Source organism: Metapseudomonas phytobenefica, from assembly GCF_043392685.1.
Taxonomy (GTDB): domain Bacteria; phylum Pseudomonadota; class Gammaproteobacteria; order Pseudomonadales; family Pseudomonadaceae; genus Metapseudomonas.
In genome coordinates this window covers 26,909-53,496 of record NZ_JBHZGM010000026.1, presented here as the reverse complement: position 1 = coordinate 53,496, position 26,588 = coordinate 26,909, and the positions used below count along the sequence as shown (strand labels likewise).

Here is a 26,588-nt window from a genome sequence, read left to right as displayed (position 1 = left end):
TGGCGTGGCCCAGGTGAAACGTATCCGCCGCAATGTCAGCGGTGTGCTGATCCTCGACAAGCCGCGCGGCATGAGCTCCAACGCCGCGCTGCAGAAGGTGCGCTGGCTGCTCAATGCCGAGAAGGCAGGTCACACCGGCAGCCTCGACCCCCTGGCCACCGGCGTGCTGCCGCTGTGCTTCGGCGAGGCGACCAAGTTCTCCCAGTACCTGCTGGATGCCGACAAGGGCTATGAAACCCTGGCCCAGCTTGGCGTCACCACCTCCACCGGGGACGCCGAAGGTGAAGTGCTCGTGCGTCGCGAAGTGACCGTTGGTCGCCAGGATATCGAGGTGCAGCTGCCGCGTTTTCGTGGTGAAATCAAGCAGATACCTCCGATGTACTCGGCCCTGAAGAAGGACGGCCAGCCCCTCTACAAGTTGGCTCGTGCTGGTGAGGTAGTGGAGCGCGAAGCGCGTTCTGTTACTATTGCGCGCTTGGATTTGCTGGCCTGTGAAAACGGCCATGCAAGGCTGGCCGTAGCCTGCAGCAAGGGCACCTATATCCGCACCCTGGTCGAGGATCTTGGCCAGGCACTGGGATGCGGGGCACATGTGGCAGAGTTGCGCCGGACCCAGGCGGGCCCCTTCGTACTGGCCCAGGCGATCAGCCTGGAGACCCTGGAGAAGGCTCACGCCGAGGGCGGCAGCGAGGCACTGGACCAGTTCCTCCTGCCTGTCGACAGCGGACTGGAGCACTGGCCGCTGATCCAGCTGACCGAGCACAGCGCCTACTACTGGCTTCACGGTCAGCCGGTGCGGGCTCCGGAAGCACCCAAGTTCGGCATGATGCGAGTACAGGATCACACCGGTCGCTTCATCGGAATCGGTGAAGTGAGCGATGACGGGCGCATTGCGCCGCGTCGACTGATTCGGTCGGAATGACCGATCCGAGGATGGCTGTTAATAGGCACGGTCAATCCTCTTTTTTGAACACGGGGCGAAGGTCCCGGCCTATTACTCTCAGAGGAAGCCCATCATGGCACTGAGCGTTACTGAAAAAGCCCAGATCGTTAACGAGTACAAGCAAGCTGAAGGCGATACCGGTTCTCCGGAAGTGCAGGTTGCCCTGCTGACCGCCAACATCAACAAGCTGCAGGATCACTTCAAGGCCAACGGCAAGGATCACCACTCCCGTCGTGGTCTGATCCGTATGGTTAACCAGCGCCGCAAGCTGCTGGACTACCTGAAGGGTAAGGACACCTCTCGTTACAGCGCCCTGATCGGTCGTCTGGGTCTGCGTCGCTAAGCGACACAGATGGGCTGGAAGCTGGAAAACCGGAAGCTGGACATCGTTCCAGCTTTCGGCTTTCCAGCTTCTGGTTTTTTAAGGGATTGAAACGGGTCCGACTCCCGCCTCTCCCACGATTTCCCCCAAGGCAACATCAGAGAAGGAAAACACCGTGAACCCGGTAATCAAGAAATTCCAGTTCGGTCAATCGACCGTTACCCTCGAGACCGGCCGTATCGCCCGTCAAGCTTCCGGTGCCGTTCTGGTCACCATGGATGACGACGTCACCGTTCTGGTGACCGTGGTTGGCGCCAAGCAGGCCGACCCGAGCAAGGGTTTCTTCCCGCTGTCCGTCCACTACCAGGAAAAAACCTACGCCGCCGGCCGTATCCCCGGTGGTTTCTTCAAGCGTGAAGGCCGTCCTTCCGAGAAGGAAACCCTGACCTCGCGCCTGATCGACCGTCCGATCCGCCCGCTGTTCCCGGAAGGCTTCCTGAACGAAGTCCAGGTCATCTGCACCGTGGTTTCCACCAACAAGAAGACCGATCCGGATATCGCTTCCATGATCGGTACTTCCGCTGCACTGGCCATCTCCGGCATTCCGTTCAATGGCCCGATCGGTGCCGCCCGCGTGGCCTACCACGCAGAAGCAGGCTACCTGCTGAACCCGACCTACGAGCAACTGAAAGCGTCCGCCCTGGACATGGTCGTTGCCGGTACCGAAGACGCCGTGCTGATGGTTGAGTCCGAAGCCCAGGAGCTGACCGAAGACCAGATGCTGGGTGCCGTGCTGTTCGCCCACCAGGAATTCCAGGCCGTGATCACCGCGATCAAGGAATTCGCTGCCGAAGCCGGCAAGCCGGCCTGGAACTGGACCGCTCCGGTTGAAAACACCGCCCTGCTCAATGCCATCAAGGCCGAGTTCGGCGAGGCCATCTCCCAGGCCTACACCATCACCATCAAGCAGGACCGCTACAACCGCCTGGACGAACTGCGTGACCAGGTCGTTGCGCGCTTTGCTGGCGAGGAAGAAGGCCAGTTCCCGGCTGGTGAAGTGAAAGATGCCTTCGGCCTGCTGGAATACCGCACCGTTCGCGAGAACATCGTCAACGGCAAGCCGCGTATCGACGGCCGTGACACCCGCACCGTACGTCCGCTGAAGATCGAAGTCGGCGTGCTGGACAAGACCCACGGTTCCGCCCTGTTCACCCGTGGCGAAACCCAGGCCCTGGTGGTCGCCACCCTCGGCACCGCCCGTGACGCCCAGCTGCTGGACACCCTGGAAGGCGAGCGCAAGGACTCGTTCATGCTGCACTACAACTTCCCGCCCTTCTCGGTCGGTGAATGTGGTCGCATGGGCAGCGCCGGCCGCCGCGAAATCGGCCACGGCCGCCTGGCCCGTCGTGGCGTTGCCGCCATGCTGCCGAAGGGTGACGAATTCCCCTACACCATCCGCGTGGTTTCCGAGATCACCGAGTCCAACGGCTCCAGCTCCATGGCTTCCGTCTGCGGCGCCTCCCTGGCCCTGATGGACGCCGGCGTGCCGATGAAGGCGCCGGTTGCCGGTATCGCCATGGGCCTGGTGAAGGAAGGTGACAAGTTCGCCGTCCTGACCGACATCCTGGGCGATGAAGACCACCTGGGCGACATGGACTTCAAGGTAGCCGGTACCGCCAAGGGCGTGACCGCGCTGCAGATGGACATCAAGATCAACGGCATCACCGAAGAGATCATGGAGATCGCTCTGGAGCAGGCTCTGGAAGCGCGTCTGAACATCCTCAACCAGATGAACCAGGTGATCGCCGAGTCCCGCAGCGAGCTGTCCGCCAACGCTCCGACCATGATCGCGATGAAGATCGACACCGATAAGATCCGCGACGTCATCGGCAAGGGCGGCGCCACCATCCGTTCGATCTGCGAAGAGACCAAGGCCTCCATCGACATCGAAGACGATGGCAGCGTGAAGATCTTCGGCGAGACCAAGGAAGCTGCCGAGGCCGCGCGCCAGCGCGTTCTGGGTATCACCGCCGAGGCCGAAGTCGGCAAGGTGTACGTGGGCAAGGTCGAGCGCATCGTCGACTTCGGCGCCTTCGTCAACATCCTGCCGGGCAAGGACGGTCTGGTGCACATCTCGCAGATCAGCGACAAGCGCATCGACAAGGTCACCGACGTCCTGCAGGAAGGCCAGGAAGTCAAAGTCCTGGTTCTCGACGTCGACAACCGTGGTCGCATCAAGCTGTCGATGAAAGACGTAGAGGCTGCCGAAGCTTCCGGCGTTTGATAATCGTCACGCAATAGAAGAGAGGGCCCCTTGCGGGCCCTCTTTTTTTGCCTGGAGAATGGCAAACCGCCACCGTACCTGGATCTGTCATGGACAAGACGCTCTGCCAGTACCACCCAGCCCAACCCGCGACCTGGCACTGCGTGCCGTGCCAGCGCCATTTCGGCGATTGCTGCATCCCGCTCAACGCAGATGCCCCCGACGACAGCCCGGTCTGCCCCCTGTGCAGCCGCGAGCTCACCTTCCTCGGCGCGGCCAATACCGCCCTGCCGTTCTGGGAGCGGCTGCCGCAGTTCTTCGCCTACGGCCTGCAGGTCAGCCCGCTGGCGTTCAGTGCCCTGCTGGCCCTGGCCGGGCTGTTCATGCCGCGTTCGCTGGTCCTCTGGTGCATCCTGCTGAGCGTGGCCACCAAATACTTCCACAGCGTGATCGAGTCCAGCAGCGACGGCCTGCGCGAGGCGCCGAGCCTGATGAGCGCCTTCGGCGGCGACGGTTTCTCGCTGTTCATCAAGCAGGTGCTGGTGTTCGCCATCGCCCTGGGAGCGCTTTGGCTGGCGGCGGACTTCAACAGCGAAACCCTCTTCTGGGTGGTTAACATCGCCATCGTCCTGCTGCTGCCGGCGAGCATCATCCGCCTGGCGCTGAGCAAGGAACTGGGAGCGGCCCTGAGTCCTGACCAGGTGGGTGAGGTGATCAGGGCCATGGGGGGGCGTTACCTGATTCTCTGCGCCTTCCTCTTCATCCTCTGGCAGTCCCCCAGCTATGTCGCCTGGATGCTTTCCGGCGGCCTGCCCAGGGTGGTGCTGATGCCCATCGCCACCTTCCTCTTCGGCTACTTCGGTGTGGTGATGTGCAGCATGATGGGCTACGCGGTGTTCCAGTATCAGGGCGCGCTGGGCTTCGCCATTGCCGAAGAGGGCACCCAGCAAGGCCTGCCGGAGCACGAATGGCGCCGCCGCAAGGCCCTGGCCGAGGCCGAGATCCGCCTCAAGGAAGGCCAGAGCGACGGTGCGCTGGAAACCCTGGCCAACGCGCTACAGCGCGATCCGGAGGACCTGCGCATGAACGAGCGATACCACCAGCTGCTGTTCGGCCTGGGCGCCCACGAGCGCTGCCTGCGTCACCTGGATCACTACCTGCCCCTGGCCGCCCGCCAGAACCCGGCATTGGCTGCCACTGCACTGCTCAACGCCCGCCAGTTCAAGGCCGATTTCCAGCCGGCCGACGCCCTGGTCTGCGAGCAGGTCGCCGGCGCGCTGCTGGAGCGGCACAAGGTGCGCGAGGCCCTCAGCCTGCTGCGCAACCTGCACCAGCGCTTCCCTGACTATCCGCACATCCCACGCGCCTACCTGCTGGCAGCCCGTGGTTTCGCCGAAGGCCTCGGGCAGCTGGAGCCGGCGCAGAAGCTGCTGGCCTATATTCGCGCGCGCTATCCGGCCACGCCGTTGCTGGATCAGGTCAGTGCCCTGGAAGCCGCCCTCGCGAAGCTGGGCAACGCTGGCCGCTGAGCCCGTTTCACCGTGCAGTCTGCAACGCCCCAGTGGCGTGAACTTGCAGACTGCATGCAACGGGGCTCCTGGGTGTTTCCTTATCTTATTGATCTGGTTCGACTTTCTTGCCGTCGGGAGGCTGGCACAGGCCTTGCGATGACTCTGCTGAGCCTGCAATCACGAGTTCGATGCAGACGTTCCAGAGAAGAGAGGAGACCCACCTCATGAAACAGACTTTCACCAAATGGACCTTTGCCGCTGTCACTGCCGCCGCGATCAGCCTGCCGTTCGTGGCCGGCGCCTACGCAGAAACCAGCGGTGATCCGATGCTGGCAGCCAGCGAGACCATGCAGAAAGCCGAAGACGCGGTCTCTGATACCTGGATCACCAGTAAGGTCAAATCCACCTTCCTGGCCGACAAGAACCTCAGCGGGATGGACATCAAGGTTGAAACCAACCAGGGCGTAGTCGCGCTGTCCGGTACGGTGCAGACCGATGCCGAACGTGAGTTGGCCATCGATACGGCCAGCAAAATCAAAGGGGTCACTGCGGTTTCCGCCGATGGCCTGAAGTCCGCCGAGTAACGGTTCGGCCGGCGAATAGACGAGGCCCCGCATAGCGGGGCCTTTTCGTCTTCGGGGTCAGCGCGCCAGGTGCTGCTGGTAGAGCGCCAATTGCCGGGTCTGCTCCGCCTCGGGGAAAGCCCGGTGCAGGTACTGACCCAGTTCGTTCACTGCGCGCAGGTCCTGGCGCTGGCCCAGTTGCTTTGCCAGCTGCAGCGTCACGCCGGGGAGTTGCGCGGGCACCGGGGTCAACTGACAGAGGCGGCGCCATGGCGCCATGGCGCGAGTGCTGTCGCCGGCCCTGATCAGCCGCTGCAGCAGGTGCAGCAGCACGGCCGGGTGCTGCAGCAGGCGTTGCTGCGGGTCCGCCACATCGTCAGCGAGTTTCTGCAGCAGGGGCAGGGCGGCGGCCCGTTCCGGCAGGGCGAACAGCTGTTTCAGCACGGCGGCCAGGAGGGCCTTGTCCTGACGGCTCTTGGCCAGCGGATAGAGACGTTCCAGCAGGGCCATTCGGCTGGGATAGCGTTGCAGCATGTCCAGGCCGCGGGGCGCGGCTTGGTCGAGGGCGAATTGGCCGATCAACCGATCCAGGGCGGCCAGCTCGCGCTTGAAGGGCGCGTCCGGGTCTTCCTTGCTGAGGTAGGCCTCGTCCACCTTGAGAAAGCCCGCCCGATGCAGCAGCCAGGTGGCCAAGAAGCCGAAGGCCAGGCCGCCGAGGTGTGCGTAGTAGTTCACGTGGTCGTCGGCCAGCAGGACGCCATACAGTTCCTTGCCGAGCCAGGCGGGGAATATCCACAGGGCCGGGGCCTTGAAGTAGCCGATCAACGGGCCCAGCCAGTAGAAGAAGCGAATCTTGCGCAGCCCGTATACGCCGATGGTCATGCCCATCAGCCCCGATACGGCGCCGGAGGCTCCGATGCCTGCCGCCCAGACAGGGTCCAGCGCCCACCAGAGCAGGTGCGAGGCCAGCCCGCTGGTCAGGTAGAGACCGAGGTAGACCCAGCGCCCCAGGGCGGCTTCCAGGGCGAAGCCGCAGATGAACAGGAAGATCATGTTGCCCAGCAGGTGATCGAAGCTGCCGTGCAGGAACATGGCGCCGAACAGGCCATGGACGCTGAACTTGTTGGGAATAAAGCCGAAGCGCTGGGAGCTGATCCTGTCCCGCGCCGCCTCGGCCTGCTGTCGCGCCTGTTGCCACGCCGGATCGGCCTGGTAGGCCGGGGAGTGGTGCAGCCAGTCCTCGAATTCCAGGTCGCGCAGGATGAGGGTCGCCAGCGCTTGCCGGCGCATGCTATCGATGGCGTGGCGCTGGTCGGCGTCGTACTGTTCCCGCTTCACCAGGTGGTCGACGAACAGGGCTCGCTCGCGATTGAGCAGGCCGCCATCCAGATAGCGTTGCTGGGCCTCTTCGATCCGCGCCTGGTCACCGCCCTGGTAGACGATGTAGATCAGGGTGTTGAGCAGGATCAGTAGCAGGGTGATGACCGGCGGCCGCCGCCAGTCCAGGGGTTGATCGGCGGGAAGGATGATCATCGTGTGCGGCTCAGTTGCGCTTGCTGTCGATTTCGCTGAGGCGGCCGCCGACGAATCTCAGGTAGTGGTACATGCCGTTGGAGGGGCCGTAGACCCATTCCTCCACTTGCATTTCCTGGCGCCCGCTGGTGGTCTCCGAATAGCCGATGAAATCGCGGGAGGCGGGCTCGCCGCACTTGCGCTGAACCTCGGTGCTGCGATCGCCGACGCTCACCAGTTTGCTTTCGCAGCGGAAGGTGTTGGCGTTGGCCGCAAGGGGCAGAAGGAGAGCGGCTGCGAAGAGGCAGGCGGGGGCTTTCATGGGGCGGGCATCCTGTCCTTGGGGGTAAGGCGCAGAGCCTAGCATTCCCGCCGAGAGGTTGTCAGTTGCCGCGTTTGCTGTCGATGTCGCGCAGCCGATTGCCCTCGAAACGGAGGAACTGGTACATGCCGTTGCGCGGTCCGTAGACCCATTCCTCGACCCGCACTTCGTCGCGCCGGTAGTACTCGTCCACCACTTCCTTGAAGCCCAGGTCGGTGCGGCTGATCGGCTCGCCGCACTTGTCCAGCACTTCGCTGGTGGTGTCGTCGAGGCTGATGAGGCTGCTGTTGCAGCGCAGGGTGGAAGAGGCCTGGGCATTGCCCACGGCAAGCAGCAGGGACAGGCAGAAGAGCATGCGGCGTTTCACGGGGATGTCCGAAGATCGCTGGGAACTGGCTACAGCCTACACCTGGCGCCCCGGGGGCGTCAGCGGTTGCGCCGGGTTTCGATGCGGACCAGGCGATTGCCCTCGAAGGTGAGGATGCTGAGCATGCCGTTGTTGGGGCCGTACACCCATTCTTCCACGGTGAATTCGCGCCGGTCGTAGGAGCCCAGGGTGTAGCCGACCAGATCACGGTGCACCGGCTCACCACATTTCTGCAGGACTTCGAAGGTGCGGTCGCCGAGGCTGACCAGTCTGCTGCCGCAGCGCATGGTTTCCGCCCCGGCCGGAGTGGCCAGGGCGAGGACCAGCAGGGCGAACGGCAGCATGCGCATGAGAACTCCTACTCGCTGTCCAGGTGCAGCGGTGTGATCACCTCTCCGGCCTGGTTGGGCTCCACCAGGCTGACGTCCAGCAGGAAGATGCGGTCGTCGGCAAGGCCGCCGCGGTCCACCAGATAGTCCTTGATGCTGGTGGCGCGGGCCTGGCCCAGCTGGCGCAGCAACAGGTCGCTCTGGGCCCAGGAGGCGAGCACTGCTTCGCGCAGCCTGGCGGTGCGCTGCTCGCTGTCCAGTTCCTCCCACTCGGCCGGAGGCTGCTGCTTCAAGCGGGAACGGTAGATGCCCTCCAGCATAGGCCCTTTCTCGTCCTCGGGTATCTCCAGCTGCCTGGCTTCGGCCGGTACCTTGTCGCCCCGGCGCTGGGCGATCTTGTAGTAGGTGTTCTGGTATTCCCGCTCCAGGCGCTGCTCGGCCAGCAGTGGACCGTCGGCGGCCTTGGCGCTGGCCCCTTCCACTTCCAGGCGCAGGGCCGGACGCTTTTTCAGCGCCTCGGCCAGGGTATCCAGGGATTTCTGCGCCTCGGCATCCAGCTCGCTGCTGCCGGCCGGGAAGGGGACCTGGCCGAGGTCTGCGCTGCTGCCGCCGACCAGGCCGGCGACAAAGTTGAAGGGCGCCTGTACCGCGCGCAGCACCAGGTTGCGCAGGGTCTGCCAGACGATGGGCGCGACGCTGAACTGCGGGTCGTTGAGGTTGCCCGCCACCGGCAGCGAGATGTCGATCTTGCCCGCTGTGTCCTTCAGCAGCGCGACCGCCAGGCGCACCGGCAGGTCCACGGCATCGGGGCTGGAAACCTGTTCGCCGAGTTGCAGCTGTTCCAGTACCAGGTGGTTTTCGGCCTTCAGTTGTCCCTTCTCGATCTGGTAGTGCAGGTCCAGGTTCAGCCGCCCCTTGCGGATGCGGTAGCCGGCGAACTTGCCGGAGTAGGGCGTCAGGGTGGTCAGCTCGACGCGCTTGAAGCTGGTGGCGATGTCCAGGCTGTCCAGGGGATCGAAGGGGTTCAGGCTGCCCTTGATGGTCACCGGCGCGTAGCGGTCGACCTTGCCGTTCACCGCCACCTTGGCCGGTTTGGGATTGCGGTTGTCGAGGGTGCCGATTTCACCGTTGAGCTGCTGGATGGCGGTGGCGAAGTTGGGGGTCAGGCTGAAGTCGGCGAAGTTGGCTGAGCCGTCCTTGATCTCAATGCCGCCGATGCGGATGCCCATGGGCTTGCCGGCCGCTTCCGGCTGAGCGCTGGCGGCTTTCTGGGGACTGGCGTCGGCGGGTTGCTTGATCACCAGATCGCTGGCGTTGGTGGTCAGGTCCTCGTTGATGATGAAGCGCGCGTAGGGCTGGTTCAGGCTCACCTTGTCGATCACCAGGCTGTCGCCGTGCTGGTAGTTGAGGCCATCCACCAGCAACTGTTGCCATTTGACGAAGTCGCGTTCCTTGATGGTGTCCAGGGTGTGCATCTGGTTGACCAGCGCGCGGCCGGAAATGCCCAGGGCCAGTGGCTCGGTGCCCTTGAGGTCGACATTGAGGTCGCTGTCGAGCAGGCCGCTGCGCAGCTCCAGGCGCACGAAGGGGCTGATGTAGGCCTGGGCTATGCGCAGGTCGATGTCGCGGGTCTGCACTTGCAGCTTCGCCGTGACGGGCTTGAGCTGGACCTGGCCGACCGCCTGCACCTTGCCCTGCTTGCCGAGGCCGGTGTCGAGGCTGAGGTTGAAGGGCGATTCGCCGCGACTGTCGAAGTCCTTGAGGTCCAGGTTGAGCGGGCCCAGCTCCAGTTGCACCGGCTCCTTGGGCACCCGGTCGGCCAGGTGCACCTTGTAGCCGCGCAACTGGGTTTCCTTGAGCCGCACGACCCAGGGTTTACCAGGTTCGTCCGTTTTTGCCTGGGCATCAGCGGCCGCGGGTTTCTCTTCCGCCTTGGGCGCGGGCTTGGGCTTGCTGGCAAAAAGCTTCTGCCAGTCCAGCTGGCCGTCGGCCTCGCGGGCGGCCCAGGTTTCCAGATTCTGGCTGTGGATCTTGCCCACCAGCACTTCCTGCTTGGCCAGGTCCAGGGAGCTGTCGCTGACTTCCAGCGTCTCCAGGTTGACCAGGGGGCGGTTGTCCGGTGCCTTGATGGCGAAGGGCGCGACCTTGATCCAGATCTTGTCCAGGTTGAGCTGGGTGCTCTTGGCCAGGCTCAGCTTGTAGTCCGTGGACAGGCTCATCACGCCTTTTTCCAGGGCCAGGGGCACCGCGTCGCGGACATAGGGCCAGAAGGCCTTCATCTGGCCGTCGGTGATCTTCAGCTGGCCGCTGGAGGTGAAGGGCACCAGGCTGATCTGGCCTTCCCAGTCGATGCGCCCGCCATTGGGGCCGGTGGCCACGAGGGACATCTCGGCATTGTCGTCGGGCAGGGTGCTGAGGTTGTGCAGTTCGAGGTTGAGGGAGTCGTAGACGAACTCGATGGCCTCACTGGGGCGCAGGTCCTGGAAGTGCAGGCCACCTTCGCTCAGCTTGATGCGGTCGATGCGGACCGGAAAGGGATCACCCGCCGGCTCCTCCGGCTTGGGTTCGCTGGGGGGCAGCTTGAACAGTTGGGTCAGGTTGAGCGTGCCGTCCTTGGCGAACAGCACCTCGGTGTTCGACTTGTCCAGCTCCACGTCCGCCAGGTGCAGGGCGCCTGACCAGAGGCTGTCCAGTTGCAGGTTGGCATGGAGCCGCTCGAAGCCCACCTGTTCGGCCTTGTCTTCGCCTATGTGCAGGCCCCACAGGGTCAGCTCGAGGCTGAAGGGGTTGAGCTGGATGCGCTCCAGTCGCGCGGGGACCGTGGCGTATTGGGCCAATTGCTGGTTGGCCACCCGCAGGGCGATCCCCGGGATGATCAGAAAGCCAAGCAGGCTGTAGAGGGCAACGACGATCAGCAGGGCGCAGGCGGCCCGTTTCAATCCTTTGTACATGAGGCGTCAACTATCCCGGCAGAGAATCCCTTGGATTATGGCACGGCCTCCGGGTTCCGGCAGATGGCTGGATCTCGTTGCTGCGCTACTTTCAGAGCTGCAGGACCAGGGTCTTGAGCGGCGGCCGTCCGTCGAGCGAGGGGAAGTCGGCGGCAGGCGCGAGCGGTTGCCAGTCGCGCACCGGCCGCCCCAGCTTGCTGGCGCAACGCAACACCTGCTCGCGCCAGTCCTCCATCGCGACCTTGGCGAGGTTGTTGTTGCACACCAGCACGCCACCTTCGGCGGTCGCCATGAGCGCGGGCTTGAGCAGGCTCTGGTAGTCGCGCAGCAGGTCCACGGTGCCGAAGGCGCTCTTGGCCCAGGCCGGCGGGTCGAGGAATACCAGGTCGAACTGGCGCTGCTCCAGGCGCGGGTAGCTCGGCAACCTCTGGCCGTGGCGACGGGCGATGGGCAGGCCGGCGAGCTGGCGGATGGCCGGGAAGTAGTCCGATTGCACGAAGTGCATGGGCGCGAGCGTCGGGTTCAGCGCGCCGTTCTCGCGGCCGACCGCCAGGTTGCCCTCGGCGAAATCCAGGTTCCACACCTCGCTAGCGCCGCCCGCCGCCGCACAGAGTCCGACGCCGCAGGTGTAGGCGAAGAGGTTGAGCACCGACTTGCCGGCACTGTTGGCCTTCACCCAGCCACGGGTGTTGCGCAGGTCGAGGAAGAGCAGCGGGTCCTGGCCGGGGTGGCGGCCACGTACCCGGTAGTTCAGGCCCCATTCGTGGCCCACCAGATCCTCCAGAGCGGCGGGCTCGGCCTGGTAGACCGGGTCGCGGCGGTCGACCCGGGAATTGCCCTGGGAGCGGTCGTTGTAGACCAGCAGCAGCTTTTCGCCGAGGAATGTGTTCACCGCAGCGGCCAGCTCCAGCAAGGGCTCGCGCTCCACTGGCTGGTGGAAGCTCTGCACCATCAATTGCGCACCGTAGCGGTCGACGGTCAGGCCAGGGATGCCTTCCTGGCTGCCGTGGAAGAACCGGTAGCAATCGGTGCCCTGGGCATGGAGTTCGGCCAGCAGCGGCTGGCGGGCGTCGAGGGCGGCGCGCAGCGCCTGGAGGAGAGTGGAGGGCATGCGCGACGTCTCACAGAAAAGGGCGCGCAGTTTAACAAAGGTCGAGGTCGGCGCGGCCCTGGCCGGCCTCATCCATGCTCAACGGGGCGGCAGCCCCATGCGTCGGCGCGCACGGTGCACGGCACCGTTGCGCATGGCCCAGCGCAGTAGCGGCGCCACGCGCCAGACCAGATTCCGCACCACGCGACGCTGCCAGGGGCGCTGGTGCAGGCCGAGCATGGCGCTGGCCCACTCCGGCATCAGGTCGATGCCTGCCTGCATCATCAGGATGCCGAAGGGTTTGGCGGCGGCGCTGGGCGCCGGCGCTGCGAGGAGGATGCGTACGACTTCCAGGCTGCGTTCGTCGCAGAGCAGCTGCGGACGCATGGCTTCCAGGTAGTCCGCGACTTCCTGGCGGGACTTCGGCACATTGCTCGCGCCGAGCCGCTCGGCCACCAGGGCGATCTCGGCGTAGTAGCGGTCCTGGTCCTCGCCGCTCAAGTGCGGATTGAGGTAGCGCAGGTGGGACTCGAGGAAGCAGCTGACCTCCGCCACGTGCACCCAGGTGAGCAGCGCGGGGTCGCTGGCTGCGTATGGGCGGCCGTCGGGGGCGGTGCCGGTCACCTGCAGGTGGATGGTGCGCACCTTGTCGATCAGCCAGTCGGCGTCTTTGCGGGTGCCGTAAGTGGTGCCGGAAATGAACTGACCGGTGCGGCGCAGGCGACCGAGCATGTCCGTGCGGAAATTGGAGTGGTCCCAGACGCCCGAGAGCGCCAGGGGATGCAGCATCTGCAGGAGCAGCGCGCTGATGCCGCCGATCATCATCGTGGTGAAGTCGCCGTGGACCTTCCAGGTCACCGAGTCCGGGCCGAACAGGCCGGGGTCACCCTTGGGGTTCTCGAAGTCGAGCTGACCGAGGGCGAGGCCGGTCAGGCCGATGATCTGGCTTTCGATGCGGCGGCGGATGAATTCCATGGGAGGGGCGATTCCAAAGGAAAGGCGGCAGCCCCCGGTGTGGGCTGCCGCCTTGGCAGGTGTTACTGGTTGAGGCGCTTGTCGATCAGGTTCTGCACCACGGACGGGTCGGCCAGGGTGGAGGTATCGCCCAGGTTCTCCAGCTCGTTGCAGGCGATCTTGCGCAGGATGCGGCGCATGATCTTGCCCGAGCGGGTCTTGGGCAGGCCCGGCGCCCACTGGATCAGTTCCGGCTTGGCGAAGCTGCCGATTTCCTTGCTGACCAGGGCCAGCAGCTCCTTCTTCAGCTCATCGGTGGGTTCCAGGCCTTTCATCAGCGTGACGAAGGCGTAGATGCCCTGGCCCTTGAGATCGTGGGGATAGCCCACCACCGCGGCCTCGGCCACGGAATCGTGCAGCACCAGGGCGCTTTCCACCTCTGCGGTGCCGATGCGGTGGCCGGATACGTTGATCACATCGTCGACGCGACCGGTGATCCAGTAGTAGCCATCTTCGTCGCGGCGGGCGCCGTCGCCGGTGAAGTAGTAGCCGGGGTAGGCGGAGAAGTAGGTGTCGATCAGCCGCTTGTGGTCGCCGTAGATGCTGCGGATCTGGCTTGGCCAGCTGGCCTTGATCGCCAGCACGCCGGAGCCGGCCCCTTCAATTTCCTTGCCCTTTTCATCCAGCAGTACCGGTTGCACGCCGAAGAACGGACGGGTGGCCGAGCCGGGCTTGAGGGCGGTGGCGCCCGGGAGCGGGGTGATGAGGATGCTGCCGGTTTCGGTCTGCCACCAGGTGTCGACGATGGGGCAGCGGCAGTCGCCCACCACGTGGTAGTACCACTCCCAGGCTTCCGGGTTGATCGGCTCGCCGACGCTGCCGAGCAGGCGCAGGCTGGCGCGGCTGGCTTTCTTCACCGGGGCCTCGCCTTCGCGCATCAGGGCGCGGATGGCGGTCGGCGCGGTATAGAAGATGTTCACCTGGTGCTTGTCGATCACCTGCCAGAAGCGCGAGGCATCCGGGTAGTTGGGCACGCCTTCGAATATCAGGGTGGTGGCGGCGTTGGCCAGCGGGCCGTAGACAATGTAGCTGTGGCCGGTGACCCAGCCCACGTCCGCGGTGCACCAGAAGACTTCGCCGTCGTGGTAGTCGAACACGTACTTGTGGGTCATCGCCGCGCTCAGCAGGTATCCGCCGGTGCTGTGCAGCACGCCCTTGGGTTTGCCTGTGGAGCCGGAGGTGTAGAGGATGAACAGCGGGTCCTCGGCGTCCATCCATTCCGGCGGGCAGTCCTCGCTGACGCCGTGCAGCGCCTCGTGGTACCAGAGGTCGCGGCCCTCCAGCCAGTCGATCTTGCCCTGGGTACGCTGGACCACCACCACCGTCGAGACGTTCGGGCAGTCGTTCAGCGCCTTGTCGACGTTCTGCTTCAGCGGAACGTACTTGCCGCCGCGAACGCCTTCGTCGGCGGTGATCACGGTGCGGCAGTCGGCATCGAGGATGCGGTCACGCAGGGCGTCCGGGGAGAAGCCGCCGAATACCACCGAATGCACGGCGCCGATACGCGCGCAGGCGAGCATGGCGTAGGCCGCTTCGGGAATCATCGGCATGTAGATGCACACGCGGTCGCCCTTTTTCACGCCACGGCTCTTGAGCACGTTGGCCAGGCGGGTGACATGGCTGTACAGCTTGCGATAGGTGATCTGCGCGGATTCGCTGGGGTTGTCGCCTTCCCAGATGATGGCGACCTGCTCGCCGCGCTGCTCCAGGTGGCGGTCGATGCAGTTGTAGGCGACGTTCAGCTTGCCGCCCTTGAACCATTCGGCTTCGCCCTTCTTCAGGTCGCTGCGGTGCAGCTGCTCCCAGGGCTGGAACCAGCTGAGGAAGCTCGTGGCCTGCTCGCTCCAGAACAGTTCGGGCTGCTCGACGGACTGCTGGTACAGGCGCAGGTAGGCATCGTTATCGATGAGTGCGTGCTTGCGCACGGCCTCTGGCACGGGGTGAAGGCTGATCTCGTACATGGCTGGTCCTTGTTGTTGTGTTGCCGAAATACCCACAAGGGTGCATCCAAGGCATCGCAGGGTTCAAGGGTTGTCCATGGAGATTTGAGCCCAAGGCCTGCCGGATCGTTCAGTGGCGCAGGCGCTGTGCCGGCATTGCCTGGCGAGTATCGGCAGCGGTTCTGCCGGCAGAAGCATTAGGGCGGGGAGGGCTAGGGGCGAATTCATTGGCCGACCGGGCCGAATGTTCGGCCCGGTGGCAGGGCTCTACGCGGCGATCGCGAGTGAGTCCGCCGCGACGGTGTCAGCCGCGGTGACGCGCGCGAAAGAAGTCGATCAGGCCCTGGGTCGAACCATCCTCGGCCTGGGCTTCGTCCTGGCCGGTCAGGCGCGAATAGACGGCCTTGCCCAGTTCCTTGCCCAGTTCCACGCCCCACTGGTCGAAGGCGTTGATGCCCCAGAGTACGCTCTGCACGTAGACCTTGTGTTCGTACATGGCGATCAGTGCGCCCAGGCGGCGCGGGCTGATGCGTTCCATCACCAGGGTGTTGCTCGGACGGTTGCCGGGCACCACCTTGTGCGGCGCCAAACGCTGCGCTTCTTCTTCCGGCAGGCCCTGGGCGCGCAGTTCGGCCTCGGCCTCCTCGCGGGACTTGCCGAGCATCAGCGCCTGGCTCTGGGACAGGCAGTTGGCGAACAGCCACTGATGGTGGTCGGCCACCGGGTTGTAGCTGGAGACGGGGACGATGAAGTCCGCCGGGATCAGCTGGGTGCCCTGGTGCAGCAACTGGTGGTAGGCATGCTGGCCGTTGCAGCCGACACCGCCCCAGATCACCGGGCCGGTACCGGCGGTGACCGGGGTGCCGTCCTGGCGCACACTCTTGCCGTTGGACTCCATGTCCAGCTGCTGTAGGTGATCGGTGAAGTTACGCAGGTAGTAGTCGTAGGGCAGGATCGCGTGGCTGCGTGCGCCCCAGAAGTCGCCGTACCAGACGCCGAGCAGGCCGAGGATCACCGGGATGTTGCGCTCGAACGGCGTGCTCTGGAAGTGCTGGTCCATGCTGTAGGCGCCGGACAGCAGTTCCTTGAAGTTGGACATGCCGATGGACATGGCGATCGGCAGACCGATGGCGGACCAGAGGGAGTAGCGTCCGCCCACCCAGTCCCACATGGGGAAGATATTTTCTTCGCGGATGCCGAAGGCCACCGCCGCTTCCTTGTTGCTGGAAACGGCGATGAAGTGCCGGTACAGCTCTTCCTTGCTGCCGCCCTGGGCCAGGTACCAGGCGCGGGCGGCCTGGGCATTCTTCAGGGTTTCCAGGGTGCCGAAGGACTTGCTGGAAACGATGAACAGGGTGGTCTCGGCGTTCAGGCGGCACGCCAGTTCGCGGAATTCGCTGCCGTCGATGTTCGCCAGGTAATGGCAGCGCACGCCTTTCTGGGCAAAGGGCAGCAGTGCTTCGGAGACCAGCTGTGGGCCAAGGAAGGAGCCGCCGATACCGATGTTCACGACATCGGTGATGGGTTTTTCCGTGTAGCCGCGCCACAGGCCGTTGTGCAGGGCGCCCACCAGTTCGGTCATCTGGTGCAGCACATGGTGCACCTCGGGCATCACGTCGCTGCCATCCACCCAGACCTTGTCGCCGATGGGGCGGCGCAGTGCGGTGTGCAGCACAGGACGGCGCTCCGAGGCGTTGATCACGTCGCCACGGAACATCGCCTTGATGGCCTCGTCGAGCCGGGCTTCTTCCGCCAGCTTGACCAGCAGTTCCAGGGTGTCGGTGCGGATCAGGTTCTTGGAGAAGTCCAGCAGCAGGCCGCAGGCGCTCAGGCTGAAGCGCTTGAAACGCTCCGGGTCCTCGGCAAAGGCCTGGCGCAGGCTGAATCCGGCAAGGTCCTGTCGATGCTGGCGGAGCCCCTTCCAGGTGGGCAGTTGGGTGACATCGAGCGGCGTCAGGTGGTGGTCCATGGCGTACCTGTGTGCGACTTAATAAAAAGCCCGGAAATGTCCGGGCTTCGGGTCATGCAGCTCTCCGGTCTCAGGCGACCTGTACCGGAATCGCGTTGCTGGTATGGCTGAGTTCGTTACCCGGAGCCATGTACAGCATACGCGGTTTGAAATTGGCCAGTTCGGCTTCGCTGTAGTGAGCGTAGGCGCAGATGATCACCCGATCACCCACCTTGGCCTTGTGCGCCGCGGCGCCGTTCACCGAGATCATCCGCGAGCCGTTCTCGGCGCGGATGGCGTAGGTGGTGAAACGCTCGCCGTTGTCGACGTTGTAGATCTGGATCTGTTCGTACTCGCGGATACCGGAGAGGTCGAGCCAATCACCATCGATGGCGCAGGAGCCTTCGTAGTCGAGCACGGCGTGGGTGACTTCGGCGCGGTGCAGTTTGGCCTTGAGCATGATGGCGTGCATGGCTTTTCCTCGTCGGGATGCGGGCGGCGGCAGAGTTTGCCCGAACCCCCGAGGGGGTTCAAGGCGGCGACAGGTGTCGATCAGTGCGCTTCGAGGTTGAAGGCAAGGTTGTCGATCAGGCGGGTGTTGCCCATGAAGGCGGCGCCCAGGATCACCAGCTGCTGGTCCTTGTCGCTTGCGGGGCGCAGGTTCAGTGCTTCGCGGATTTCCAGGTAGTCCGGGCGGAATCCGGCCTTGGCAAGTTCGGCCCGGCCTTCCTCTTCCAGCGCGGTGAAATCACGGCGGCCTGCACGGATGGCGGAGGCCATCTGCTGCAGGGTGCGGTACAGCGCGGGAGCGGCAGCGCGCTGGGCGGCGTCCAGGTAGCCATTGCGCGACGACAGGGCCAGGCCATCTTCGGCGCGAACCGTGGGCTCGCCCATGACCTGGATCGGCATGTTCAGATCGCGCACCAGTTTGCGGATTACCGCCAACTGCTGGAAATCCTTCTCGCCGAACACCGCGAGGTCGGGCTGGACCATGTTGAACAGCTTGCTGACCACGGTGGCCACGCCTTCGAAATGACCCGGGCGGCTGCCGCCGCAGAGGCCTTCGGAAACCAGCGGGACATTGACGCGGGTCTGGCCGTCCATGCCGTCCGGGTACATTTCTTCCACGTCCGGGTGGAACAGGAGGTGGCAGCCAGCGGCTACCAGCTTCTCCTGGTCGGCCACCAGGGTGCGGGGGTAGGTGGCCAGGTCTTCGCTGGGCCCGAACTGCAGCGGGTTGACGAAGATACTGGCGACCACGAAATCGGCGCGCTGGCTGGCTTTCTCTGCCAGGGCGACGTGCCCGGCGTGGAGGTTGCCCATGGTGGGCACGAAGCCGATGCGCTTGCCTTCGCTGCGCGCGCGGGCGACGGCTGCGCGCAGTTCGCGGACGGTCTTGACGGTGATCATGCGGAGAATCCGTGTTCGGCGGCGGGGAAGGTAACGTCCTTGACGGCCTGGACGTAGGCCGAAAGGGCAGCCTGGATGCTGCTCTGGCCTTCCATGAAGTTCTTCACGAACTTGGGCGAGCGGCCGGTGAGGGACAGGCCGAGCATGTCGTGCAGGACCAGTACCTGACCATCGGTGGCGCTGCCGGCGCCGATGCCGATCACCGGGATCTTCACCGACTGGGTGATTTCGGCGGCCAGCTCGCTGGGTACGCACTCCAGCAGCAGCATGGCGGCGCCAGCCTGTTCCAGGGCCATGGCGTCGGCGCGCAGCTGGCGGGCCTGGGCTTCCTGGCGGCCCTGGACCTTGTAGCCGCCGAGGATGTTCACGGCTTGTGGGGTCAGGCCCAGATGGGCGCAGACCGGGACGCCGCGCTCGGCCAGCAGGCGGATGGGCTCGGCCAGCCAGGCGGCGCCTTCCAGCTTCACCATGTGCGCGCCGGCCTGCATCAGGGCGGCGCAGTTGGCGAAGGTCTGCTCGAGGTTGGCGTAGGCCATGAACGGCAGGTCGCTGATGATCAGCGCGCCCTGGTTGCCGCGCTTCACGGCAGCGGTGTGGTAGGCCATGTCGGCCATGCTGACCGGCAGGGTGCTGTCATGGCCTTGCAGGACCATGCCAAGGGAGTCGCCCACCAGCAGCACATCCACGCCAGCCTGGCAGGCTGCCTGGGCAAAGGTGGCGTCGTAGGCTGTCAGCATGGCGATCTTCTCGCCTTTCAGCTTGAGCTCTTGCAGGGTGGTCAGGGTCACATCAGGCATGAAAACGTCCTCATCGGCGCCGGTTTGCACCGGCGCGGGGCAACGGGACGCCTATAGTCCCGATGGGGGGGCATGAAGTCAATTGCAGGTGTTACCGACCTGTTACGGCGTTACCGCCAGGTCGGGCAGGCGCTCGAGACCTTCGAATGGGCAGGCGGCCAGCAGGACCTGCAGCGGGCGCCCATCGGGCAGTTGCAGGTCTTCGGCAATCTCCGCCAGGGGATAGAGCACGAAGGCGCGGGCGTGCATATGGTAGTGCGGAACCTGTAACCGCGGCTCATCGAGCTGGTGCTGGCCGAACAGCAGGATATCCAGGTCCAGGGTGCGCGGCCCCCAGCGCTCGTCCTTGCGCACACGCCCTTGCGCCAGCTCGATGGCTTGCAGGGCGTCGAGCAGTTCCAGCGGCGCCAGGTCGGTATCCAGGGCAGCCACGGCGTTCACATAGCGGGGCTGGTCCGGTGGACCGAGGGGATCGCTGGCGTAGAGCGAGGAAACCGCCGCCAGGCGCGTTCCGGGTAGTTCACCCAGGGCCGCAAGGGCTCCGCGCAGCTGGCTGACGGGATCGGCAAGATTGCTGCCGAGGCCGATGTATACGCGCTCCATGATCACTCGCCCGAATTGTCGGGTGTGCCATCGCTGCGCGGGCCACGACGGCGACGGCTGCCACCGCGGCGGCGGCGCTGGCCACTGGGCTGTTGCTCGTCCCTGGAGCTGAGTTCGCGGATCATGTTGCGGCGCTGGCTGTCGCTGGCGTCCTGGTAGTCCGTCCACCAGTCACCCAGGCCATCGGTCTTCTCGCCGGCGCTTTCGCGCAGCAGGAGGAAGTCGTAACCGGCGCGGAAGCGTGGATTCTCCAGCAGCAGGTCGGCACGCTTGCCGTGGCGGCGCGGCAGACGCTCCTGCATGTCCCAGATTTCACGGATCGGGATGCTGAAACGCTTGGGAATGGCGGTGCGCTGGACCTGTTCCATGATCAGGCCATGGGCCGCTTCCTGCATCGCCGGGATCGGCGGCATGCCGCGTTCCTGCAGTTGCGCGGCGCGGGCGGGCAGGGCCGGCCAGAGCAGGGCGGCAAAGAGGAAGGCCGGGGTAACGGGCTTGCCCTGGCGAATGCGCTCGTCGGTATTGATCAGCGCCTGGCGAATCAGGCGGCCGGTGTATTCGGGGTCGCGTTCCAGGGCCGCGGCGCTGGCCGGGAACAGCGGGGCGAACAGGTCGTACTCCACCAGCAGCTCGAAGGTGCGCTCGGCCTTGCCGGCGAGGAACAGCTTGAGCACCTCGTCGAACAGGCGCGCGGCGGGGATTTCCCGCAGCATCGGCGCCAGTCGGCGAATGGGGGCGGCGCTGTGCTTCTCGATCTCGAAGTCCAGCTTGGCGGCGAAACGCGCGGCGCGGAGCATGCGCACCGGGTCTTCCTGGTAACGCTGCTCGGGAATGCCGATCAGGCGCACCAGGCGGTTGCGGATGTCGTGGACGCCGTGGGCGTAATCGAGGATGCGCTCGGTGGTGGGGTCGTAGTACAGCGCGTTGATGGTGAAGTCGCGACGCTGGGCGTCGTCTTCCAGGCTGCCGTAGACATTGTCGCGAAGGATGCGGCCGCTTTCGTTGCGTGCGGCCTGATTGCTGTCTTCCTCGTCCTCGCCTTGCGGGTGGTTGGCGCGGAAGGTGGCGACTTCGATGATTTCCCGGCCGAACTGCACATGGGCCAGCTTGAAGCGGCGGCCGATCACCCGGGCATTGCGGAATTCGGCACGTACCTGCTCGGGCGTGGCATTGGTGGCCACGTCGAAGTCCTTGGGACGCAGGTTGAGCAGCAGGTCGCGGACACAGCCGCCGACGACGTAGGCCTGGTAGCCGGCCTTCTGCAGGCGGTCGACGACCAGCACGGCATTGCGACTGATGCCTGAACGATGCAGCGAATGCTGATTGTTGCCCAGTACTTCGGGAGTGCTGCGCGGATGCTGGGCGCGGCGAAGGGGTGAACGGAAAGACTGGAACAGCTTCTTCAGCATGGGATGCACTGTTTTGCGGATTGGACGGCCAGAAAAGGATATGGGCGCACGATGGCCGCGGATTCTAGCACTGGGAGGGGGGATGGAGAAGAAAAGGACTGAAAGAGAGCAAAGCTACTGGGGGAGCCGGAGCTCCCCCCCAAATTGGTGCGTGCTTTGTTTTTATTGTGTCGGGCTTGGTGTTTTTGTTGTTCGACCCGTTCCAGCAGGTGCTTCACCTCTGGATATGCCCTCCAATCGAGGGTTAGTAGCAAACGGATTGCTTTGGACGCTGATGGTGCCGTGATCATTCCGTGACCCAACCAGTACTGGCGCTGCTTTGGAAGCAGTTTTTGTTGTTCTCTGCCTGGCTGTGGGGCAAGCCCCAATGGCAACTCCTCTCCAAAAGAATCAGTTAGCTGCGCCTCCGCCGTATTGTTTTTATTGTGCTGGAGTCGATACGTCTTGTTTTTATTGTGGGGTTCAGCATTTGTTATTGTTGTTGTGCTGCAGATAAAGCAGATGCCGTGCCAACTTTTAAGATTCCTTGTAAATCAATGGTTTGCGAGGATTGGTGGCTGGGCGGAGGGCAAAAAAAAGCCGGGTTTTCGTTACCTTTAGACCCGGCTTTGTTACGTGATGTTAGGCGGGGTAACAGCACGGGGAACCCTTTGTGTTCCCTTGGTGTCACCCTCGCCGGGCGCTCAAGGCCCGGCTGCGGCGCCTGATTTGCGGCGCGGAATCCCCAGGCGCTGACGGCGTTCCCACAGGCATTTGCGGCTGATGCCCAGCTTGCGAGCCAGCTCCGTTTCCGTCATGTGGTCCTGGTGCTCCAACACGAAATGCTGGAAGTAGTCTTCCAGCGACAGGTCTTCGGTGGGCTCGTGGGCGGTGTTGTTGGCCTGCGCGGTAGTGGCGGCTTCGTTGAAGTCTTCTTCGTCCAGGTCGTCCAGCTCGATGTCGATGCCCAGCAGGTCCGCGGAGATATCCGGGTTCTCGCACAGGATCACCGCACGCTCGATGGCGTTCTCCAGTTCGCGCACGTTACCCGGCCAGTTGTAGTGGCGGATGGCCTGTTCGGCATCGATCGCGAAGCGCAGGCTGTCACGGCCCATCTGGGCGCACTGGCGCGCCAGGAAGGAGCGGGCGATTTCCAGCACGTCGTTACCGCGCTCGCGCAGCGCGGGCAGCTTCAGCGAAATGACGTGCAGGCGGTAATAGAGGTCCTCGCGGAACTGGCCGGTCTTGGCCAGGGTCTTGAGGTCGCGGTGGGTCGCTGCGATCAGGCGCACGTCGACCTTCTGCGACTGCACCGAGCCCACGCGGCGGATTTCGCCTTCCTGCAGGACGCGCAGCAGGCGTGCCTGGGCTTCCAGGGGCAGTTCGCCGATTTCGTCGAGGAACAGGGTGCCGCCGTCGGCGGCTTCCACCAGGCCGGCGCGACCGGCGGTGGCGCCGGTGAACGCACCTTTCTCGTGGCCGAAGAGTTCGGACTCGATCAGGGTTTCCGGGATGGCGGCGCAGTTCACCGAAATCAGTGGTGCCTTGGCGCGGCGGGACAGGTTGTGCAGGGCGCGGGCCACCAGCTCCTTGCCGGTGCCGGACTCGCCCTGGATGAGCACGGTCGAGTCGGTCGGCGACACTTTGCGGATCTTGCTGTAGAGCTCGAGCATCGCCGGGCAGGAGCCGATGATGCCGATCTCACCGTCGGTGTTGGCGGCCGGTGCCTTGTCGCCGCCACGGCTGGCGGCGGGGCGCTCGCTCGGGGCCGACTTGGCATCCTGGCGTTCCTTGAGGATGCGCGCGACCGCCTGGAGCATTTCGTCATGGTCGAAGGGCTTGGCGATGTAGTCCACCGCGCCCATCTTCATCGAATCCACTGCCGAGCGCAGGCTGGCGTAGCTGGTCATGATCAGCACCGGAGTGCCCTGGGCCAGCTTGATCAGTTCGGTACCGGGAGCGCCGGGAAGGCGAAGGTCGCTGATGATGAGGTCGAAACCGGGAATGCTGTAGCGCTCCTGGGCTTCCTGGACGGAGCCGGCCTCGCTGACCTGGTACTGATTACGTTCCAGCAGGCGGCGCAGGGCAGAGCGAATGATGGTTTCGTCTTCGACGATCAGAATATGTGGCATTAATTCGGCTCTCTAGACGGTCTCAGCTCACGGCGGATGTCGCTTCGACAAAACGAGGCAGCGTCACCCTGATTCGGGTGCCGCGCTGCTGTTCGGAGTCGGCCGGGCTTTCGATGGTTATCTGTCCATAATGCTCTTCCACGATCGAATAGACCAGTGCAAGGCCAAGGCCGGTCCCTTTCCCTGGGTCCTTGGTGGTGAAGAAGGGTTCGAACAGGCGGTCCATGATCGCCTTCGGAATGCCGCTGCCTTCGTCCTCGACGATGAGGTCGACGGTGTGTTCCGACGCTTCGCTGCGCACGCGGATGGCGCTGCCGGCAGGGGAGGCGTCGCGGGCGTTGGACAGCAGGTTGATCAGCACCTGGGCGAGGCGCTGGGGATCGCCTTCGACGACATGATGCGGATCGCAGAGGTTGAAGAAGCTCACCTCGATGCTGCGCTTGTTCAGTGAGAGCAGGCCGATGGCGTCCTGGGCCACTTCGGCCAGGCACACCGGCTCGCTCGCCTGCTGGCGGCCGCCGGCATGGGCGAAGCTCATCAGGGACTGGACGATACGGGTGACGCGCTTGGTCTGTTCGAGGATCTGGCTGCTGAGTTCCTTGATCTCCGTATCGCCCTCGCGCTCTTCCCGCAGGTTCTGCGCCAGGCAGGCGATGCCGGTGATGGGGTTGCCGATCTCGTGGGCGACACCGGCGGCCAGGCGGCCGATGGAAGCGAGGCGCTCGGAATGCACCAGCTTGTCTTCCAGCAGCTGGGTGTCGGTCACGTCTTCCACCAGCAGCACCAGGCCGCTGCTGCCGGGGGCCAGGGGTTCTTCGATCGCTGCCTTGTGCAGGTTAAGTGCACGGACCTGGCCATCCAGCGTCAGGCGCTGTTTGTGCAGGTGCTCGTCGGGCAGGTTGATGAAGCCTTCCAGCAGGCCCTTCCAGGGTTCGGCGATGGTGGGCAGGCGCGATCCCACGACGCGCTGGGCGGGAATCTCGGTCAGTTCCTCCATGGCGCGGTTCCACATGAGGATTTCCTGGTCCTTGGCCAGGGAGCAGACGCCCATCGGCAGTTCCTGCAGGGTCTGGCGATGGTAACGGCGCAGGGCGTCCAGTTCGGCCGCCAGGCCTGTGAGGCGCGAGTGGTAGTCCTCCAGTCGGCTTTCGATGAAGTGGATGTCTTCGGTGACGTAGCCCTCGCTGCCGGATTTGTAGGGCAGGAAGGTTTCCACCATGTCCTGGGCCACGCTGGGGCCCATCAGGCCGGAGAGGTTGGCCTCGATGCGGTCGCGCAGGCGGCGCAGGGCGTAGGGGCGGCGTTCGTCGAAGGGCAGGTGGAGGTCGCGCAAGGCCTGTTCCACTTCCTTCTGTGCGGTCTTGGCGCCCAGGGGCTTGGCCAGCTGAGTGGCGAACTCCTGGGGCGAGCTGGCCAGCAGTTCGCGGCGCTGCGGTCGGCGCACGTTGTCCACGGTGCAGGCTTCGGCGGCGCTGCGTTCTTCCGGGCTGGCTTCGGTGAAGAGCGAAACCAGGGTGAAGATCAGCACGTTGGCCGCGAGGGAAGCGATGGCCGCGATGTGCCAGCTGGTGTCGTCGAGTACGTAGATGGCATTGAACAGCGGCAGGTAGACGCCCTGCAGGTTGCCCACCAGGGGCAGCAGCATGGCGAGCAGCCAGACGATGAAGCCCGCCAGCAGGCCGGCGATGAAGCCGCGGCGGTTGGCGGTCGGCCAGTAGAGCACTGACAGCGCGCCCGGCAGGAATTGCAGGGTGGCGACGAAGGCGACTATGCCGAGGTTGGACAGGTCCTGCTCAGCCCCCAGCAGCAGGTAGAACCCGTAGCTCGCCATGATGATGAAGGCGATCAGCGCGCGGCGGGTCCACTTCAGCCAGCGGTAGATATTGCCCTCGGACGGTGGCTGGTAGAGCGGCAGCACCAGGTGGTTGAGGGCCATGCCGGAGAGCGCCAGCGTCAGCACGATGATCAGGCCGCTGGCGGCGGACAGGCCGCCGACGTAGGCGAGCAGCGCCAGTACCGGGTTGTCCATGGCGATGCCGAGGCCAAGGGTGAAGTATTCCGGATTGGTGGTAGCGCCCAGCTTGAGGCCGGCCCAGAGGATCAGCGGGATGGCCAGGCTCATCAGCAGCAGGAACAGCGGCAGACCCCAGCTCGCGCTGACCATGGCGCGCGGGTTGAGGTTCTCGGTGAAGGTCATGTGGTACATGTGCGGCATGACGATCGCCGAAGCGAAGAACACCAGCAGCAGCGTCCGCCAGGGGCCTTCCTGCAGCGGGGTGTGCAGGGTGGACAGCGCGGCCTGGTTCTGCAACAGCCAGAGTTCCAGTTCACGCGGGCCGTCGAACACCCCATAGAGTGCGTAGAGGCCGATGCCGCCAAGGGCCACCAGCTTGACCACAGATTCGAAGGCGATGGCGAACACCAGGCCGGCGTGCTTCTCGCGGGTGGCGATATGGCGGGCGCCGAAGAGGATGGTGAACAGCGTGATGAGCGCGCAGAAGCTCAGGGCGACACGGTTGTGCACCGGCTCGCGGGTGAGAATGCCGATGGAGTCGGCCACTGCCTGGATCTGCAAGGCCAGCAGTGGCAGGACGCCGATGATCATTATCACCGTGGTCAGCGCACCGGCCCAGGTACTGCGGAAGCGGAAGGCGAACAGGTCGGCCAGGGACGAAAGCTGATAGGTACGGGTGATGCGCAGGATCGGATAGAGCAGCACCGGCGCCAGCAGGAAGGCACCTGATACGCCGAGGTAGCTGGCGAGGAAGCCGTAGCCGTACTGGTAGGCCAGGCCGACGGTGCCGTAGAACGCCCAGGCGCTGGCGTAGACGCCCAGGGACAGGGTGTAGGTCAGCGGGTGGCGGATGATCCAGCGCGGGACGAAGCCCCGGTCACTGAGCCAGGCCACGCCGAACAGGGCCAGAAGGTAGGCAGCGCTGATCAGGATCAGCTGGGTGAGGCTAAAGCTCATCAGCATCGCGTTGACTCTGCAGAATGAAGGTCACCACGATCAGGATCAGCCACAGCAGGTAGGGACGGTACCAGGCGCCGTTGGGGTCGATCCACCAATCCATGATGGCGGGGGAAAACAGGTAGATTCCCACCACCAGGAGCAGGACCAGTCGATAGATGTACATGCCACAAATCTCGTCGTGTCTGCCGCGATGGTAGCGAATGCACCAT

Annotated in this window: 22 protein-coding genes; 5 read left to right on the top strand and 17 right to left on the bottom strand. The window is 64.6% G+C overall.

Going from position 1 to position 26,588, the window contains the following annotated elements; translation table 11 throughout:
* The first annotated feature begins 4 nt into the window (after positions 1-4).
* The 5 genes from truB (at position 5) to ACFW0B_RS19270 (ending at position 5,623) form a co-directional block, all read left to right on the top strand.
* Entirely contained in the window at positions 5-922 is a 918-nt protein-coding gene (gene truB, locus ACFW0B_RS19290; RefSeq protein ID WP_449150602.1) for a tRNA pseudouridine(55) synthase TruB, read from the top strand.
* Positions 923-1,016: 94 nt separating this feature from the next.
* Positions 1,017-1,286: a 30S ribosomal protein S15 gene (gene rpsO / locus ACFW0B_RS19285; protein WP_016494768.1), complete on the top strand. Its 270-nt coding sequence runs from the start codon at positions 1,017-1,019 to the stop codon at positions 1,284-1,286.
* 154 nt (positions 1,287-1,440) lie between these two features.
* The gene (gene pnp, locus ACFW0B_RS19280; protein ID WP_449150601.1) at positions 1,441-3,549 is read left to right on the top strand and encodes a polyribonucleotide nucleotidyltransferase; all 2,109 of its coding nucleotides are present in this window, start codon (positions 1,441-1,443) and stop codon (positions 3,547-3,549) included.
* Between the two features lie 89 nt (positions 3,550-3,638).
* A complete protein-coding gene (locus ACFW0B_RS19275; protein WP_449150600.1) occupies positions 3,639-5,057 on the top strand; it encodes a DUF4013 domain-containing protein in 1,419 nt (472 codons plus the stop codon).
* A gap of 206 nt (positions 5,058-5,263) precedes the next feature.
* Positions 5,264-5,623: a BON domain-containing protein gene (locus tag ACFW0B_RS19270; RefSeq protein ID WP_449150599.1), complete on the top strand. Its 360-nt coding sequence runs from the start codon at positions 5,264-5,266 to the stop codon at positions 5,621-5,623.
* A 57-nt stretch (positions 5,624-5,680) separates the two neighbouring features.
* On the opposite strand, the gene ACFW0B_RS19265 is transcribed toward ACFW0B_RS19270, so the two are convergent.
* From ACFW0B_RS19265 to ACFW0B_RS19185, 17 genes are all read right to left on the bottom strand, one after another.
* The gene (locus ACFW0B_RS19265; RefSeq protein ID WP_449150598.1) at positions 5,681-7,135 is read right to left on the bottom strand and encodes a rhomboid family intramembrane serine protease; all 1,455 of its coding nucleotides are present in this window, start codon (positions 7,133-7,135) and stop codon (positions 5,681-5,683) included.
* Between the two features lie 10 nt (positions 7,136-7,145).
* Positions 7,146-7,436: a DUF2845 domain-containing protein gene (locus tag ACFW0B_RS19260; RefSeq protein ID WP_449150597.1), complete on the bottom strand. Its 291-nt coding sequence runs from the start codon at positions 7,434-7,436 to the stop codon at positions 7,146-7,148.
* 61 nt (positions 7,437-7,497) lie between these two features.
* The gene (locus ACFW0B_RS19255; protein WP_449150625.1) at positions 7,498-7,791 is read right to left on the bottom strand and encodes a DUF2845 domain-containing protein; all 294 of its coding nucleotides are present in this window, start codon (positions 7,789-7,791) and stop codon (positions 7,498-7,500) included.
* A 71-nt stretch (positions 7,792-7,862) separates the two neighbouring features.
* Positions 7,863-8,153, bottom strand: a complete 291-nt coding sequence (locus ACFW0B_RS19250; RefSeq protein WP_449150596.1) for a DUF2845 domain-containing protein — start codon at positions 8,151-8,153, stop codon at positions 7,863-7,865.
* Between the two features lie 8 nt (positions 8,154-8,161).
* Positions 8,162-11,083: a DUF748 domain-containing protein gene (locus tag ACFW0B_RS19245; protein WP_449150595.1), complete on the bottom strand. Its 2,922-nt coding sequence runs from the start codon at positions 11,081-11,083 to the stop codon at positions 8,162-8,164.
* 91 nt (positions 11,084-11,174) lie between these two features.
* Entirely contained in the window at positions 11,175-12,194 is a 1,020-nt protein-coding gene (locus tag ACFW0B_RS19240; RefSeq protein WP_449150594.1) for a class I SAM-dependent rRNA methyltransferase, read from the bottom strand.
* 78 nt (positions 12,195-12,272) lie between these two features.
* The gene (locus ACFW0B_RS19235) at positions 12,273-13,148 is read right to left on the bottom strand and encodes an oxygenase MpaB family protein (RefSeq protein WP_449150593.1); all 876 of its coding nucleotides are present in this window, start codon (positions 13,146-13,148) and stop codon (positions 12,273-12,275) included.
* Positions 13,149-13,210: 62 nt separating this feature from the next.
* Complete coding sequence (acs, locus tag ACFW0B_RS19230) at positions 13,211-15,148, bottom strand: acetate--CoA ligase (protein ID WP_449150592.1); 1,938 nt, start codon at positions 15,146-15,148, stop codon at positions 13,211-13,213.
* A 283-nt stretch (positions 15,149-15,431) separates the two neighbouring features.
* Entirely contained in the window at positions 15,432-17,096 is a 1,665-nt protein-coding gene (pgi, locus tag ACFW0B_RS19225; RefSeq protein ID WP_449150591.1) for a glucose-6-phosphate isomerase, read from the bottom strand.
* A 70-nt stretch (positions 17,097-17,166) separates the two neighbouring features.
* Complete coding sequence (gene panD / locus ACFW0B_RS19220; RefSeq protein ID WP_016494751.1) at positions 17,167-17,547, bottom strand: aspartate 1-decarboxylase; 381 nt, start codon at positions 17,545-17,547, stop codon at positions 17,167-17,169.
* An 80-nt stretch (positions 17,548-17,627) separates the two neighbouring features.
* Entirely contained in the window at positions 17,628-18,485 is an 858-nt protein-coding gene (gene panC, locus ACFW0B_RS19215; protein WP_449150590.1) for a pantoate--beta-alanine ligase, read from the bottom strand.
* Positions 18,482-19,282: a 3-methyl-2-oxobutanoate hydroxymethyltransferase gene (gene panB, locus ACFW0B_RS19210; RefSeq protein ID WP_449150589.1), complete on the bottom strand. Its 801-nt coding sequence runs from the start codon at positions 19,280-19,282 to the stop codon at positions 18,482-18,484. The genes panC and panB overlap by 4 nt, the downstream gene beginning before the upstream one ends.
* Positions 19,283-19,384: 102 nt before the next feature.
* On the bottom strand, positions 19,385-19,885 hold the full coding sequence (gene folK / locus ACFW0B_RS19205; protein WP_459251723.1) for a 2-amino-4-hydroxy-6-hydroxymethyldihydropteridine diphosphokinase: 501 nt from the start codon (positions 19,883-19,885) through the stop codon (positions 19,385-19,387).
* A 2-nt stretch (positions 19,886-19,887) separates the two neighbouring features.
* A complete protein-coding gene (locus ACFW0B_RS19200) occupies positions 19,888-21,294 on the bottom strand; it encodes a polynucleotide adenylyltransferase PcnB (protein WP_449150588.1) in 1,407 nt (468 codons plus the stop codon).
* A gap of 683 nt (positions 21,295-21,977) precedes the next feature.
* The gene (locus ACFW0B_RS19195; RefSeq protein WP_449150587.1) at positions 21,978-23,405 is read right to left on the bottom strand and encodes a sigma-54-dependent transcriptional regulator; all 1,428 of its coding nucleotides are present in this window, start codon (positions 23,403-23,405) and stop codon (positions 21,978-21,980) included.
* A gap of 22 nt (positions 23,406-23,427) precedes the next feature.
* On the bottom strand, positions 23,428-26,382 hold the full coding sequence (locus ACFW0B_RS19190) for a sensor histidine kinase (protein ID WP_449150586.1): 2,955 nt from the start codon (positions 26,380-26,382) through the stop codon (positions 23,428-23,430).
* Positions 26,366-26,542, bottom strand: a complete 177-nt coding sequence (locus tag ACFW0B_RS19185) for a hypothetical protein (RefSeq protein WP_003095129.1) — start codon at positions 26,540-26,542, stop codon at positions 26,366-26,368. Before ACFW0B_RS19185 ends, ACFW0B_RS19190 begins: the two co-directional genes overlap by 17 nt.
* Positions 26,543-26,588: the final 46 nt, after the last annotated feature.